The organism is Staphylococcus sp. FSL K6-0223, assembly GCF_038008285.1.
On record NZ_JBBOYX010000001.1, the window covers coordinates 1,421,673 to 1,438,180 of the forward strand.

Genomic DNA, 16,508 nt, shown 5'->3' on the forward strand with positions numbered 1-16,508 from the left:
ATATGCCTCCAATCTCTTTCTTTAATGGTATGTTAACAACGTACTATTCCTACTAATATACCTATACTCTTTAATGTTATCAAATAGTTTGTTACTTTTTAATAGGTTATATATACTTTAAATTTAAAAATTTTATCAAAATATAAAAAACTGAGATTGAGTACTTTTACCCAATCTCAGTTGCTATACTATTTTAACTATATTTATTTTTCTGCAGGTTGATGATTACCATGTGTTGCTTCTTCAATAGCTTCATCAACTTCTTTAGAAAATTCATTTTTCTGTTCAGCAGTATAATTTAATAATTTATCTAATTCATCAATAATTGCTTGTTTATATTGTTTAACTGTATTGATGTCAAAGTATAATTTACCAGTACGACGAATTAAGAAATCAGTTGGTTTATATACCATTTCGTTTTGTACACTATAAACTAATTGAACGTATAATTCTAATGGCATATTTAAATCTTTTTCATTCGTTAATTGTGCAATTGCGAATAATTTATCTACATTTGAACCGTATTTTGAAGCTAAATTATGTGCCACATCTGTGCTTAATCCAAGTGCTTTACCTTCTTGAACTTTACGATTTACGTAATTTTCAAAGTTTTTACTACCACCAACATCTCCACCAGAAATAGGTGTATTTTTAGTTTTGCTATCCGCAAATTTTAGACTATATTCTTGTTTTAAACGCTTAGCTAATAAATCAACAATTTCTAATGCCATATGACGATATCCAGTTAATTTACCACCAGCAATGGTTAATAATCCTGATTTACCTTCCCAAATTTCATCTTTACGTGAAATTTCTGAAGGATCTTTTCCATCTTCTAAAATTAATGGACGTACGCCAGCCCAAGTTGATTCAATATCAGCATCAGTAACATGTACATCAGGGAACATATAATTGATTGCATCAATTAAATAGTCTCTATCTTCTTGATTAGTTAAAGGTTTTGTTTTTTCATTATTATAGAATGTATCAGTAGTACCTACATATGCTTTACCTTCACGAGGAATAGCAAAAATCATACGACCATCTTTTTCAGTATCAAAGTAAACCGCTTGACGTAATGGGAATTTTGATTGATCGATAACTACGTGAACACCTTTTGTTAAACGTAATTGTTTATTGTTACGTGTATAATCTTTCTTTCTCACTTCGTCTACCCATGGACCAGCAGCATTGATTACTTTTTTAGCATTGATTTGATACTCTTCACCTGTAAGCATATCTTTTACTTTAATACCACTTACTTTATTTTTAGCATCGTATACGAAGTCAGTAGATTTAGTGTGATTAATGACTTCAGCGCCTTTTTCAGCAGCACGTTTCATCACTTCAATTGTTAAGCGAGCATCATCAGTACGATATTCTACGTAGTATCCGCCACCTTTTAAACCATCTTTTTTCACAAGAGGTTCTTTATTTAAAGTAGCTTGTTTTGATAACATTTTTTTACGTTCATGACGTTTAACGCCTGCTAAACGATCATACATTGTTAACCCGATGTTAGTTGTGAATTTACCAAATGTCCCCCCTTTATGCATCGGTAATAACATCCATTCAGGAGTTGTTACGTGGGGACCATTTTCATAAACTATTGCACGTTCTTTACCTGTTTCAGCAACAACTTTGATTTGTGCTTGTTTCAAGTAACGTAAACCACCATGTACTAATTTAGTTGAGCGAGAACTTGTACCTTGCGCAAAGTCTTGCATTTCTACTAAAGCTACTTTCATACCACGTTGTGTAGCATCTAATGCAATACCTGCACCAGTAATTCCTCCACCAATAACTACAACGTCAAATTCTTTATTTCTTAAATTCTTTTTAATTAAGTTCCTGTTAAAAGTAGATAATGCCATAATATACCCTCCAAAATTTATATTAAAAAAAGAGAGACCTATACACACAGAAGCATACTGCATGATAACAGGTCTCTCAAATCTCGACTAATGTATTAACTTAATTACATCATAACATATTCTTTGTAACTAAGCCATAATTAAAAATTAATCTTCTAATTTAAAGACTTGAGTAGCTTCTACTGCTTTCTTCCAACCTTTATATAACTTAGTTCTTGTTTCTTCAGACATTTCTGGATTAAATTCTGTTTCTAATTTCCATCTATCAGCAATGTCTTTTTTATCTTCCCAAAAGTCTACAGCCAAACCTGCTAGATAAGCAGCTCCAAGTGCTGTTGTTTCTTGAACTTCCGGACGTTCAACTGATGTATCAACAATATCTGCTTGGAATTGCATTATAAAGTTATTTTTTACTGCGCCACCATCAACACGTAAATTATTTACTTCAATTCCTGAATCTTTAGACATTGCTTCCATAACATCGCGTGTTTGATAACATAAAGATTCTAATGTTGCACGAATGAAATGTTCTTTTTCAGTACCACGAGTTAATCCGAAAATCGCACCACGTGCTTCAGAATCCCAATATGGTGTACCAAGTCCTACGAATGCAGGAACAAAGTAGACATTATCAGTAGAATTAACACGTGTTGCATAGTTTTCAGTTTGCGGTGCAGAATTAATAATTCTTAAACCGTCACGTAACCATTGAATTGCTGATCCAGATACGAAAATTGATCCTTCAAGTGCATAGTTTACTTTACCGTCAAGACCATAAGCAATTGTAGTTAACAATCCACTTTCAGACGTTACAGGTTCTTCACCAGTGTTCATTAACATGAATCCGCCAGTACCATACGTATTTTTCACATCACCACGTTCGAAACAAGCTTGACCAAACAATGCTGCTTGTTGGTCACCAGCAATACCAGCAATTGGTACTTCTTGACCAAAGAAATGATAATCTTTAGTATGTGCATAGATTTCACTAGATTCTTTAACTTCTGGAAGTATTGCTTTAGGAATATCTAGTAATTCTAATAATTCATCATCCCATTTAAGTTCATGAATGTTATACATTAATGTACGGCTAGCATTTGAATAGTCTGTAATATGTGCTTCTCCACCAGAAAGTTTCCACACTAACCAAGTATCGATAGTTCCGAATAATAAATCCCCATTTTCTGCTTTTTCTCTTGCACCTTTAACATTATCTAATATCCATCTTACTTTTGTTCCAGAGAAGTAAGGGTCTAATAATAAACCTGTTTTATTACGAAATGTTTTTTCGTGACCTTGTTCTTTTAATTCATTACAAATATGTTGTGTTTGACGAGATTGCCAAACAATTGCATGATAAATTGGACGGCCTGTTTTCTTATCCCAAATGACCGTAGTTTCACGTTGGTTAGTAATACCAATACCTTTAATTTGTTCAGGGTCAATTTCATTTTCATTTATCACTTCAGCCATTACTGCTAATACTGATGTCCATATTTCATTGGCGTCATGCTCTACCCAACCAGATTTAGGAAAGTATTGTTTAAATTCTCTTTGCGCAACGCCTTGAATTTCTCCTTCTTTATCAAATAAAATTGCTCTAGAGCTAGTTGTGCCCTGGTCTATTGACATGATGTATTGTTCCATAATTTTTCTCCTTCTTTCATTCTGACTGTATGTGTTAAGTATCCTTTGAATCACATAGTCAATATATTATATGATTTAAAACTAAATTTTTACTTTTAATAAATTGATTCAATATCTTTATTGTTATTTGATTTATTAAGAGATAAACCAATAAGTAATGTAACAATTACAACTACAATGCTAACACCACTCATAAAAGTAAATTCATTTTTATAAAAAACTTGATAAATTACAGCACCTAGCATACCGCCAGCAATTGGTCCTAGTACTGGTACAATAGCATACCACCAATTAGATCCTCCTTTACCAGCAATTGGTAAAATCGCATGTGCAATTCTTGGTCCTAAGTCACGAGCTGGATTAATGGCATAACCTGTAGGCCCACCTAAACTTAAACCTATTGCAATAATTAAACTACCCACAATTAATGGGTTTAATCCATCTGCAATTTTATTTACCCCAATAAATAAAATCCCTAAACTTAAAATAGCAGTTCCAATAATTTCACTTAAAAAGTTAGCAAAATAATTTTTAATAGCAGGTGCAGTAGAGAATACGCCTAATTTTGCACCTTGATCTGTAGTTGCTTTCCAATGTGGTAAATACATTAACCAAACAAGTGTAGCTCCTACAATTCCTCCTAACATTTGACAAACAATATATCCTGGTACTTTTATCCAACTAAAACTTCCCTCAACTGCTAAAGCAATTGACACAGCTGGATTTAAATGGGCTCCAGAAAATTGTCCTACTGCATAAACTCCCATAGTTACAGCTAAGCCCCATCCAGCGGCAATAACGATCCAATCAGATTCTTGTCCAGCGCTACGTTTTAAATTTACATTTGCACATACGCCTCCACCGAACAAAATAAGAATGGCCGTGCCTAAAAACTCTGCTAAATAAGCATTCATGTTTTAACCTCCTACAAGGCAAAGAGACTTCTACAAACTATATAATTAGGGTTGCAGAAATCTCTTCATCTCTCATTCAAATATTAACTTGTATAAATCATACAAAATAATTGTAAGCGTTGTCAATGATTTTTGTAAAAAAATTGTCACAATTTATTTTATAGATTAAAAGAGCGTATTATAATTATTTTTTATCAATACATAAAAAAACCTGAGACATCAATTTTGTCTCAGGTTAAAAATATAATTTCTACCATAATTTTCTGTTACTTGTGGTTACATAACTTGCACCACTATTAATTGCATCATTCACTTCTTTTTCTTCTTCGATTAGCCCACCTGCTATAATTTTAGCAGTCGTTGCTTCTCTTACATTTTCAACAATTTTATGAGCAATACCTGGTAGTACTTCAACATAATCTGGGTCCACTTTCTTTATGAGTTGTATACTACGATTGAGTGCTTGACTATCAATAATAAAAACTCTAAAAATAGTAAGTACATTTAATGATTTTGCTTTTTGAATAACTTTTGTTTTTGTTGAAACAATCCCTTTTGGTTTATAAGTTTGAATGATATATTCACATGCATATTCATCATGTGCCATTCCTTTAATTAAATCAATATGAATATATGCTTCAATGTCATGTTTTTTAAGTAACTCTATAATGCTTCTTAAATGACCTACATGCATATCTAAAAGGACACACACTTTATAATCCGTTTGAATTAATTTCTCTAAATCTTTCATATTTCGAATTGCTGGTAGTACGTGTTCTTTCATTTCTATGCATCCCTTCTACATTACTCGTTTAAATAATTTCTCTAATTCATAATTTGAAAAGTTAATAATAATTGGTCTACCATGAGGACAAGTAAATGGATCTTCCGCTTCTCTTAATTGATCAATTAAATCTGCCATTTCATTCTTTTTTAAATAATGATTTGCTTTAATTGACTTCTTACAACTCATCATAATAGCTGCGTCTTCACGCATTTTTTTAACGTCAATTTTTTTATGATTTAATACGAGTTCAATCATATCTTTAATAATTTCCTCTGCTTCCACTTTAGGAAACCATACTGGATAACTATTTACAATATAGTCATATCCACCAAAATGTTCTAAATGGACCCCTACTTTATCAAGTTCTTCTCGATATTGATCAATAATTAATTGCTCGTCTTTTGAGAAGTGAAATGTTAAAGGAATTAACAAATCTTGTACTTCATTTGATACTTCGCCTATCTTTTCTCTGAAATATTCGTATTTAATACGTTCTTGTGCAGCATGTTGATCTATCATAAACATTCCATTTTCATTTTGAGCAATAATATAGGTACCGTGTACTTGGCCAACTACTTCCATATATGGCACACGTCGAGACGGTGTTGAACTTACTTTACCTTTAATATCTTGTTCTTCTTGATTTGTAACATTCTCTTGAAAGTCATCATTTTCATCATAATTATAAATATTGGTTTCATCATGTCGAGTGTTATCGATTGAAGATTCGGCACGATCTAAACTATTTAAAATATCTTTTTGAATGTCGAAGTAATCTTTATCCATACTACGTTTATTATTATAGACACTAGAATTTTCGTTATCTTCTCTAGTGTAAGAATCATCAGAGGTATGTGCTTCATCATATTGATGACTTATTGTTGAAAAGGTATTGTTAGTCGAAATGTTGGGGTCATTTTTATTTTCTAATTGTTTTGTCTCATTTGAAATATTTTGTTGTTTTTGTTCAAAATCGATTTTTTGTTGTTCAAATGTATGCAATACTTTATTTTTTTTAGGTGTTCGATCTAAATCGTTTTTAGGAATTAATATTCTATCTTTAAATGCATGTCTAATTTTTTCAATAATTAAATTATAAAGTTGTTCTTCTTTTGAAAGTCTAACTTCAAGTTTCGTTGGATGCACATTGACATCTACTAAAATTGGATCCATTTCTATATTGATATAGCAAATAGGGTAACGACCTATGGTTAGAAGTGTATGATATCCTTCAGTAATAGCTTTATTTAAAGCGAAATTTTTGATATATCGACCATTAATAAAAATTGAAATATAATGTTTATTACTACGAGAATGTTCCGGTTTAGCAACAAATCCTTCTAAATGATAGTCACTAGTATCGCCAGAAATGTGAACTAAATCTTTTGCAACTTTAATACCATATATTTCAGCCATCACTTCATTTGTTCTTCCAGAACCATTCGTTTTTAACATCGTTTTTCCATCAGATATAAGTGAAAAGCGAATGTTTGGATGACTCATTGCCATTCGATTAACAATATCTGTAATTTTTCCTAATTCTGTATATAAACTTTTAATATATTTTAACCGAGCTGGCGTATTATAAAATAATGATTCTACTTTAATATCTGTTCCTTTTTTGGCTTTTGCTGGTTTTTGAGATAATATTTCACCATTTTCAGCATAAATTTCGTGACCATTTTCATTATCTGTACACGTTTTAAGTGTCACTTTAGCTACAGATGAAATACTGGCCAGTGCTTCACCTCGAAACCCTAATGTTCTGATATGAAACAAATCGTCATCATCATTTATTTTACTGGTAGCATGGCGATGAAAAACAAGTTGCAAATCATCTTGCTCAATTCCAGTTCCATTGTCGACTACACGAATTGAGGAAATACCTGATTGTTCTACTTCTATATTAATTTCAGTCGCCTTAGCATCAATTGCATTTTCAAGTAATTCTTTTACTACTGAACTAGGACGTTCAACCACTTCTCCTGCAGCAATTTTATTTGCTAAAGATGTTTGTAATTCTTTAATTTTACCCATGTATTAACACCTCTATCTTAACTGATTTTGTAATTCGCTTAACTTAAGTAATGCTTCAATAGGTGTCATATTTGAAATATTTAAATTTTTAATTTGTGCTTCTATTTCACTTTGTGTTTCATTCGAATTAAATAAGTCAAAACTTGTTTGTTCAAACACATCTGTTTGTTTAATAGTTGAGTGTTCTTCCTTATTATTTAAATGATTCTTATTTTCAATATCTTTAGAGTTGTCATTATAATGTTGACGATGGACATTCTCATCTAATACTCCATTTTGTTCAAACGCATTTAAAATAACTTGAGCTCTTTCAATTACTTTCTCAGGAAGATTTGCTAATTTAGCAACTTGAATACCATAACTATCATCAACAGCACCCTCTTTAACTTTATGAAGGAAAATAAGTTCACCTTGATACTCATCTGCTGCTACATGTACATTTTTTAAACTAGATAGCTGTTGATCTAATGTTGTTAATTCATGATAATGGGTTGAAAAAAGCGTCTTAGCATGTGATGTTTCAGATACATATTCAATCATAGCTTGCGCTAGAGATAAACCATCATATGTTGACGTTCCTCGTCCGATTTCATCAAAGATGATTAAACTATCTGCTGTTGCGTATGTTAATGCTTTTTGTGCTTCTAGCATTTCAACCATAAAGGTACTTTTACCGGATACTAAATCATCTGCTGCACCAATTCTTGTAAAAATTTGATCAAAAATCGGTAATATTGCATTATCACATGGTACATAAGCTCCCATTTGTGCCATGATACTAATGATTGCCACTTGTCGCATATAAGTTGATTTACCGGACATATTTGGGCCAGTAATCAAATAAATAAAGTTATTTTGATCAAGATAACAATCATTTGGTACATAATCATTATAATCCATCACACGTTCTACAACAGGATGTCTAGAATTTTCTAAGTTCAATGTTTTATCATCACTAAATTTTGGTCTAACATAGTTATATTTTTGTGCAATTTCTGCAAAACTTTGTAAACAATCAAGCTCTGATATCACTTTTGCTTGTCTTTGTAATCTTTCAGTATATGATTTAACATGCTCTCTCAATCGAATAAACAGTTGATATTCTAATTCAATTGCTTTATCTTCTGCACCTAAAATAATATCTTCTTTTTCTTTTAATTCGTCTGTAATAAATCTTTCTGCATTAGATAAAGTTTGTTTACGATGATAGCCATGCTCGCTTGGTTCGAATCCTTGAAGATTAGCACGTGTGATTTCAATAAAGTAACCAAAAACTTTATTGTAGCTAATTTTTAAAGATTTGATACCTGTTCTTTCACGTTCTTTCGCTTGAAGTTGTGCGAGCCAATCTTTTCCATTTTTAGATGCTTCTAAATACTCATCTAGTTGTTTACTGAATCCTTGTTTGAACAGCCCCCCATCTTTAACTGAAATAGGTGGTTCTTCTACTAAACTATCTTCTAAGACTGTCAGTAAATCTTCTAATGGTTCTAATGTGCTAAACTGCGTTGTTGTCACACTATTCATTTGTTCAAGAAGTGATTTAATATTTGGAATTTCAGAAATAGAATGTTTGAGTTGAATCAAATCACGAGCATTTACATTTCCATAACTTACTCGTCCTACTAATCTTTCAATATCATATACTTGATTAAGGTAACTTCTTAGAGTATCTCTTTCTATAAAATGATCAATAAATGATTCTACGATATCTAATCGTTGTTCAATATTGTCTTTATGAATAAGTGGGCGATCAATCCACTGTTTCAAGCGTCTTGCACCCATAGGTGTTTTTGTTTCATCCATTAACCATAGCAATGTTCCTTTTTTACTTTTTAAACGTATGCTTTCAGTAAGCTCTAAATTGCGTTTTGCATAATAATCCATTTTCATAAAGTCAATCGCCGCATAGGTTATCACGTCTTCAATATGAGACAAATCTCTTTTTTGAGTATGATGAATATAATCTAACAATAATTGTGTTGTCAAAAACATTAAATTATTTTCTAATGTATTGACACTATATTCCATATCAGAAATTTCTTCTCTAACTGTAATCGTTTCTGTAGTAAGTGAAATTTGTTTTTTTAAATCTTCATTTATGTCTTCTCGTACTACAATTTCATTTGGGTTAATCGTAATGATTTCATTAATTAACGTGCTTTCATCTTCAAAATTGGTAGCTTTTAATTCACCAGTAGAAACATCACAATAACTTAATGCGTATCCATTTTCATTCTGAATGAAGCTAAGAATATAATTATTTTGATTTTCATCCATTCCGCCTTGTTCCATCATTGTTCCAGGTGTGACTACTTTAACTACTTCTCTTTTAACCATGCCTTTAGTTTGTTTTGGATCTTCCATCTGTTCACAAATAGCAACTTTATATCCATTGTTAATAAGTGTTTCAATATAGCTATTTGCTGAGTGATACGGAACACCACACATTGGAATTGGATTTTCTTTTTTAGCATCTCTTTTAGTTAAAGTAATTTCTAATACTCTAGATGCTTCTTTAGCATCTTCAAAGAACATTTCATAAAAATCACCTAATCTAAAAAACAATAAGCAATCTTGATATTGAGATTTTATTTTTAAATATTGTTGCATCATAGGTGTCACATTAGCCATATTTTTTTCACAACCTTACTGATATATACTTGTTTCTCACATTTTAACTTGTATATTTTAACATATGTCATACTGAAGCGCTCGTTATCTAAATTAGAATATTATTCTACAACTTAAAAATAAAAGATTATCATCTCTTTATTCCGCTTAATAAACACTAAACTTATTAAGCGTATGAAATGATAATCTTAAATAAAATATTTATTTGAATTTATCTAATAATCCACGTTTTTTTAACACTATAAGTAAGATGTAACTAATCGCCGCACCAAGGAAACTTGAAACTAAGAATACAAGCATTAATGGTTTGATAAAGAAATGTTGCAAACCTAATATCCAAGATAGTGGAATGCACATTAAACTACCAATGATTCCAGTTCCAATCACTTCTCCAACTGCAGCCATAAATATGTGCTTTCTATACATATAGAAGATGCTAGCTAGAAACACACCAATCATACTACCAGGAAAGGCAAATGCACTGCCAGTTCCAAATATTATTCTTATTAAAGAAGAAATCAAAGCCTGTGCTAAACCATACCATGGTCCTACAAAAACAGCACATAGTACATTTACAAAATGTTGTACTGGGGCTGCTTTTACTGGACCTAAAGGTATAATAATAAAACTACTAAATACGACATTAAAAGCAATGAGTAAAGCTGTAATGGTAAGTTTTTTAGTTTTCATCTTTGAATATTCCCTTCTGTTTATGAGTCATGATGTGCTTTTTCATTATGCTTATTTAAACTTTGTTCCATAGTAGAAACCATCAATTGCAACAACTCATTTGCTTCAAATTGCGCTGACCGAAACTCTTCAACAATAGGTAATGCATTGATTTCTTTTTCAAGTTGAGAAATTTCTTTTTCAGATTTTTGATAAGCCTGATGCTTGCCATAATTTTGAAAATTTACTGACTGTTTTTGTTGCAATTTTAATTGTTTCATTTTTTGGTCAATTGATGAATTCTCATGAATTTGTTGCTCTACATTTTGATATTGTTTAATCAATTCTAGTCCCTTTATTTTGTTCGATACACTATCTGCTTGTTTTAGAATATCTTCTTTCTCATACATATTAATTAGTCACCATAACTTGATTATGAAAATGTAAAAATTCACCATTTAATGAGTATTGTTTTGCTTCTTTAACTTTAACATCAACAAGCTGACCAATGGCTTCACGTGGTCCTTTAAAGTTAACTAATTTATTTTTTTCAGTATAACCTGCTAGAACTGTTTCATCTTTTTTACTTGTTCCTTCACATAAAACAGTAACAACTTGTCCTTCATAATGTTGCATTGCTTTTTCTGAATATTGACCAACTTTTTTATTTAAACGTTGCAAGCGATCTTTTTTCACTTCAGTTGGAACATTATCTTTCATTTTAGCAGCAGGCGTACCATCTCTTTGTGAATACAAATACGTATAAGCATGTTCAAATTGAACTTCATCGTATAATGAAAGTGTTTCTTCAAATTGTTCTTCTGTTTCGTTAGGATATCCTACTATTATGTCAGTAGTAAGGGCGACATTAGGAATAGCTTCTTTAATTCTATCAACTAAATCCAAGTAACTTTCACGTGAATATTTACGTCCCATTATTTTTAATACAGCATTATTTCCAGATTGCACAGGTAAATGAATGTGAGGAACGATATTTCCACCTTTTGCAATCACTTCAATCATTCTATCTGTAAAATCCCAAGGATGACTCGTTGTAAAACGTACACGTGGAATGTCAATTTTAGAAATATCCTCTAATAAATCACCTAGACCATAATCTAAATCTTTAATATCTTTTCCATATGAATTAACGTTTTGTCCTAGAAGCGTAATTTCCTTATAACCTTCACGAGCGAGACCTCGAACTTCTTCAATGATATCTTGTGGTCTACGACTGCGTTCTTTTCCTCGTGTAAAAGGTACAATACAATATGTACAGAATTTATCACATCCATACATAATATTAACCCATGCTTTTGTACTTCCTTCACGCACTTTAGGTAGGTTTTCAATAACGTCGCCTTCTTTAGACCAAACCTCAACGACCATGGCTTTTGATAAATATGCTTCTTCTAAAATTTCAGGTAATTTATGGATATTATGCGTTCCAAAAATCATATCCACATTTTGATATGATTTTAAGATTTTATTTACAACAGATTCTTCTTGTGACATACAACCGCATACACCAATTAATGTTTCAGGTCTATTTTTCTTTAAATGTTTTAAATTACCTATTTCACTAAATACTTTATTTTCAGCATTTTCACGAATAGCACATGTATTAATTAATATAACATCCGCTTCATTAATATCATCAGTTGCTTGATAGTCTAAAGCCTGCAAAATTCCTGCCATTACTTCAGTATCATGTGCATTCATTTGACAACCATATGTTTTAATTAAAAATGTTCGTCCTTTCCCCATACCTTTATATTTATCTTCAATATGAAAATCTCGGTTATATTGAACATCTTGTTTACCACGCTTTTTTGCTTCTTTAAGATTAGGTGGTTGATAAACATGTTCGAAATATTTACTATAGTCTTTTTCTGCTTTTTTATTACGTTCGTTTAAAATATCTATCGTACCAGCTTTTCTTTGCTCTTCATTCACTTTACAAAAATCCTTTCTATATGCCCTAATATCATTAGTACATTATATTAAAATTAGCATTAAAGTGCAAAAAGAGTTTACAAATTAATATATTCTATTATTAAATATTGAATAAAAAAGTGGAATAGATGTCATCTTGAATCTTACTCCACTTTAACTAAACTTCATTTAACTTTAACATATGTTATGCTTCATCATATTTACCAGTTAGAGTTTCAATAGATATCCCTTCTGGCACATGATAAAACTTCACTTGGCTAATAATACTAGGACATTCTAATTCAACCATTCTTTCATTCAATTTTTGAATTAAAATTAAGCATTCACTCATATCACCTTGGACAGTCGTTTCAAGAGGACCTACTCTGTAATGTAGCCCCGACTGATCGATAATTTTAATAGCTTCATCTACATAAGGAATAACATCATCATTATTAGGTGTTTTAGGAACTATTTGTACACTCATTAACGTATCTTGCATAAATTTCACCTCTATGATTTATTTATAATTTTATTTTATCATGATTATCTTTATAAATCTGAGTTATTCTATATTTTCTATTGCAGATTTTATGGCTTTTGCAAAGTCGTACATTAATTTATCCCAATTTGACTGATTTTCTCTACTTTTTCGATTTATTTTATTATTTTTGAAAAAAGCCTTACGTAATGAGGTAGTTAACTCAATTTGTACACCTCTACCTCTAGTTGTACAATTAACAATATTATTATCCTGTTGACCTGAAATATGACTTGGTGCTTCTTTTGCTTTTATACCAATATGATTTAATTGTTCTTTGATGAGTGATTTTAGACGTTCATCTTTTCCACCAACATAAGCAATGCTCTCGTTCCCTTCACAACCATGAATAGCAATAGCTTGGTTACTTTCAGTTACCAGATTCATTGCATCTTTATTATCATAACGTGTAGAAGTTACGTGCAATTCTTTATTTCCTTTACTACGTAAACCTTCGAAAATAAAGTAATTATATCCTCCTTCATCAGCAATTATACTTGCTAATTCAGTTGTAGCAGGTTCAATGCCTCCACCATGAATTGCTAATATTGAAACACTACTATTTCGATTTCTAGTTATTATTTTCCAGTCTTCATTTTCTATCGTTTCTTTTTCCAATTCTTGCATTGATTTAAATTTGTCCAACATCCCCACTCCTTTTATTTACTATATTATTTTCTTCCCTAATAAAAATAAATAAATGAAGTTTAACAAGATTTTTATAAATTTAAACTTAAATTAAAAGACATTCTTGAAGTCATATGATACTTTCAAGAATGCCTTTAAAAAAATTATACAAATTGAGCAGTTAAGTCATTAAACTCTTGTTCAGAAAGATGGATATCTCTTTTAGTTAATGCACTTTCATCTAATTCTTCAATTTGTGATTCATATGAAGGTGTTGTTGTGTCTTGATATACAATACCTTTAACTAGTGATTCATGTTCTAATACAGTTTTCATCGCTAATTGTTTATCTGTTGGATCATAATTTTCAATATCTTCTATACTAGTTAAGTGTTCTTTAAACCAATCATACGTATTCACTTTATTATATGTTACACATGGAGAAAACACATTTACAAATGAAAAACCATCATGATTAATTGCATCTTCAATTAATTTCGTCAATGCTTTAATATCACTTGAAAAACCTTGTGCTACAAATGTAGCACCTGATGATAGTGCTAATTCTAATGGCGCAACATTTTTTTCTATATTTCCTTTAGGTGTTGATTTAGTTACAAATCCAACAGCAGAAGATGGGGACGTTTGACCTTTAGTTAGGCCATAAATTTGGTTATCCATAACAATATAAGTAATATTCATATTGCGACGTAATGCATGAATTGTATGACCCATGCCAATCGCATAACCATCTCCGTCGCCACCTGAAGCAATGACTGTTAAGTCTTTATTAGCCATTTTCACTCCCTGTGCAAGAGGTAATGCACGACCATGAATACCATGTACCCCATAAGAGTTAATATAACCTGATAAACGACCTGAACAACCTATTCCAGTAATTAATGCCACTTCTTCAGGTTCTAAACCTAAATTTGCTGCCGCTTTTTGGATTGCAGCTTGTACTGAAAAGTCTCCACACCCTGGGCACCAGTTTGGCTTCACACTGTTTCTAAAATCTTTAAATGTAGCCAATTACATCATCTCCTTCATATCTTTAGCTACTGAAAGTCCTTTTTCTTCTATTTCATGTGGTAAAAAAGGTGTACCATCATATTTAGTTTGATTAACTAATTTGTCTTGAATGGCAGTATTCATTTTTAAGATATTTGATAATTGGCCTTGATAGTTATGCTCAGCTACTATGACGCTTGAAGCTTTATCAATAGCTTGTTGAATAATATCTTTTGGTAATGGGTGAAGTTGGCGAATTTGCATCGTATTAACTTTAATACCATTATTATTTAATCGTTTACTTCCTTCTTCAATTGCACCTTTACTTGAAATAAATCCGATATATAAAATATCTGCTTTCTCATGTTTCTCATCATAATCAACAGGTGTTTCAATAAGTAAGTTCGCAGTTTTACTCATACGTTTTTCCATTTGTTCACGTCTGTTGTCAGCAGCTTCACTTGGCTTACCTTCTTGATTATGTTCAACACCAGTAACATGGTGAATACCACCTTTAACACCAGGGATTGGACGTTGTGAAATTCCAGATGTTGTAAGTGCATAACGTTTAAAGTATGATCTATCATCTTCATCACGTTCAATATCTGATTGAATAAGCTCTCCACGTTTAATTTGAATTCTATTGTAATCGAGTTGTTTTACTGTTTGTTTACCTAATGACAATTGCAAATCGCTTAATACGATAACCGGACATTGATATTCTTCAGCTAAATTAAAAGCTTCCATAGTTAAATAAAAAGCATCTTCAGCATCAGTTGGTGCTACTACTATCTTAGGAATATCTCCATGTGTTCCATATATCATTTGCATTAAATCTGACTGTTCTTGTTTTGTAGGTAATCCAGTTGAAGGGCCTCCACGTTGCGTATTAACAATAACTAGTGGTGTTTCAGTCATACCTGATAAACCAATGGCTTCCATCATTAAAGATAAACCTGGTCCCGCACTCGCAGTAAATGCTCTAACTCCTGCATAGTTCGCACCAATTGCCATATTCGCTGCAGCAATTTCATCTTCAGTTTGTACTACAGTTCCTCCTACTTTTGGAACATTTGCAATCATATACTCCATAATTTCTGAAGCGGGCGTAATTGGATAAGCTGCCATAAATCTTGAACCAGCCGAAATCGCGCCTAATCCAATTGCATCGTTACCAATCATGTATAAATGTGGTGTACCCTCACTATCTTCTAGTAAATAATCACCATTTACTGTATCTAATTTATCCTTCATCAACTCATAACCCTGATGAAGCGCTTCTATATTCATTTCAACAACTTTTTGACCTTTTTTAGTAAACATATTTGTAATTAACGTTTCGAAAGTTGTTGTATCTAATTTCATTACTGCGCAAGTTGCACCAATCGCTACCATATTTTTCATCAGTGCAGTACCTAATTCTTTAGCTGTTAATGTTAACGGTAATTCAATAAGTTGAGCGCGACAATGTTCTGGTTTAGAAGGTTTAGCTTTAGCATCTGCAATAATAATACTATCTTCTCTCATTTCATGATGATTTAATTCAATTGTCTCTTGATCAAATGCAACTAAAATATCTAAATCATCACTAATTGCATGAACTGGAGAAGTTGAGACTCTTATTTTATTATTTGTATGACCGCCTTTAATTCGGCTTGAGAAATGTCGATATCCATATAAATAATAACCTTTTCGATTCATTGCAGTAGCAAATATTTCTCCAGTTGACTCAATACCTTCACCTTGTTGTCCGCCCACTTTCCATGATATTTGTGGTTTCATATCATTAGCCTCCTGTGGAATTAATTCATACTAAATCATAACAAAAATAAC

13 protein-coding genes are annotated in these 16,508 nt (G+C 31.5%); all 13 read right to left on the reverse strand.

Annotation, left to right across the window (positions count from 1 at the left end; translation table 11 throughout):
• Positions 1-203 precede the first annotated feature (203 nt).
• Positions 204-1,874 (reverse strand): glycerol-3-phosphate dehydrogenase/oxidase, encoded by a 1,671-nt coding sequence (locus MHI13_RS07040; RefSeq protein WP_017174637.1) that lies wholly within the window; start codon positions 1,872-1,874, stop codon positions 204-206.
• A 147-nt stretch (positions 1,875-2,021) separates the two neighbouring features.
• Positions 2,022-3,521, reverse strand: coding sequence for a glycerol kinase GlpK (gene glpK, locus MHI13_RS07045; protein ID WP_017174636.1), 1,500 nt, complete (start codon positions 3,519-3,521; stop codon positions 2,022-2,024).
• A gap of 95 nt (positions 3,522-3,616) precedes the next feature.
• Positions 3,617-4,435, reverse strand: a complete 819-nt coding sequence (locus MHI13_RS07050) for an MIP/aquaporin family protein (RefSeq protein ID WP_054105467.1) — start codon at positions 4,433-4,435, stop codon at positions 3,617-3,619.
• A gap of 250 nt (positions 4,436-4,685) precedes the next feature.
• The gene (locus MHI13_RS07055; RefSeq protein ID WP_017174634.1) at positions 4,686-5,219 is read right to left on the reverse strand and encodes a glycerol-3-phosphate responsive antiterminator; all 534 of its coding nucleotides are present in this window, start codon (positions 5,217-5,219) and stop codon (positions 4,686-4,688) included.
• Between the two features lie 15 nt (positions 5,220-5,234).
• A complete protein-coding gene (mutL, locus tag MHI13_RS07060) occupies positions 5,235-7,259 on the reverse strand; it encodes a DNA mismatch repair endonuclease MutL (RefSeq protein WP_037540998.1) in 2,025 nt (674 codons plus the stop codon).
• Positions 7,260-7,271: 12 nt separating this feature from the next.
• Entirely contained in the window at positions 7,272-9,893 is a 2,622-nt protein-coding gene (gene mutS / locus MHI13_RS07065) for a DNA mismatch repair protein MutS (protein WP_054105466.1), read from the reverse strand.
• A 201-nt stretch (positions 9,894-10,094) separates the two neighbouring features.
• Positions 10,095-10,583 (reverse strand): energy coupling factor transporter S component ThiW, encoded by a 489-nt coding sequence (gene thiW / locus MHI13_RS07070; protein ID WP_017174631.1) that lies wholly within the window; start codon positions 10,581-10,583, stop codon positions 10,095-10,097.
• 20 nt (positions 10,584-10,603) lie between these two features.
• Positions 10,604-10,972 (reverse strand): RicAFT regulatory complex protein RicA family protein, encoded by a 369-nt coding sequence (locus MHI13_RS07075; RefSeq protein WP_017174630.1) that lies wholly within the window; start codon positions 10,970-10,972, stop codon positions 10,604-10,606.
• A gap of 1 nt (position 10,973) precedes the next feature.
• Positions 10,974-12,518 carry a tRNA (N6-isopentenyl adenosine(37)-C2)-methylthiotransferase MiaB gene (gene miaB / locus MHI13_RS07080; protein ID WP_017174629.1) on the reverse strand — a complete coding sequence of 515 codons (1,545 nt, stop codon included), beginning with the start codon at positions 12,516-12,518 and terminating at the stop codon, positions 10,974-10,976.
• 184 nt (positions 12,519-12,702) lie between these two features.
• The gene (locus MHI13_RS07085; RefSeq protein ID WP_002448768.1) at positions 12,703-12,999 is read right to left on the reverse strand and encodes a thiamine-binding protein; all 297 of its coding nucleotides are present in this window, start codon (positions 12,997-12,999) and stop codon (positions 12,703-12,705) included.
• Positions 13,000-13,062: 63 nt separating this feature from the next.
• On the reverse strand, positions 13,063-13,683 hold the full coding sequence (locus tag MHI13_RS07090; protein ID WP_017174628.1) for a poly-gamma-glutamate hydrolase family protein: 621 nt from the start codon (positions 13,681-13,683) through the stop codon (positions 13,063-13,065).
• A 146-nt stretch (positions 13,684-13,829) separates the two neighbouring features.
• Positions 13,830-14,696, reverse strand: a complete 867-nt coding sequence (locus tag MHI13_RS07095) for a 2-oxoacid:ferredoxin oxidoreductase subunit beta (RefSeq protein ID WP_002448821.1) — start codon at positions 14,694-14,696, stop codon at positions 13,830-13,832.
• Entirely contained in the window at positions 14,697-16,457 is a 1,761-nt protein-coding gene (locus MHI13_RS07100; RefSeq protein WP_017174626.1) for a 2-oxoacid:acceptor oxidoreductase subunit alpha, read from the reverse strand.
• Positions 16,458-16,508: the final 51 nt, after the last annotated feature.

Excerpts from the sequence above, each read along its gene's own strand:
- glpK (WP_017174636.1), bottom strand. The coding sequence starts at position 3,521 with ATGGAACAATACATCATGTCAATAGACCAGGGCACAACTAGCTCTAGA.
- MHI13_RS07085 (WP_002448768.1), bottom strand. The coding sequence starts at position 12,999 with ATGCAAGATACGTTAATGAGTGTACAAATAGTTCCTAAAACACCTAAT.
- mutS (WP_054105466.1), bottom strand. The coding sequence starts at position 9,893 with ATGGCTAATGTGACACCTATGATGCAACAATATTTAAAAATAAAATCT.
- MHI13_RS07075 (WP_017174630.1), bottom strand. The coding sequence starts at position 10,972 with ATGTATGAGAAAGAAGATATTCTAAAACAAGCAGATAGTGTATCGAAC.
- MHI13_RS07040 (WP_017174637.1), bottom strand. The coding sequence starts at position 1,874 with ATGGCATTATCTACTTTTAACAGGAACTTAATTAAAAAGAATTTAAGA.
- MHI13_RS07050 (WP_054105467.1), bottom strand. The coding sequence starts at position 4,435 with ATGAATGCTTATTTAGCAGAGTTTTTAGGCACGGCCATTCTTATTTTG.
- MHI13_RS07100 (WP_017174626.1), bottom strand. The coding sequence starts at position 16,457 with ATGAAACCACAAATATCATGGAAAGTGGGCGGACAACAAGGTGAAGGT.
- thiW (WP_017174631.1), bottom strand. The coding sequence starts at position 10,583 with ATGAAAACTAAAAAACTTACCATTACAGCTTTACTCATTGCTTTTAAT.
- MHI13_RS07055 (WP_017174634.1), bottom strand. The coding sequence starts at position 5,219 with ATGAAAGAACACGTACTACCAGCAATTCGAAATATGAAAGATTTAGAG.
- mutL (WP_037540998.1), bottom strand. The coding sequence starts at position 7,259 with ATGGGTAAAATTAAAGAATTACAAACATCTTTAGCAAATAAAATTGCT.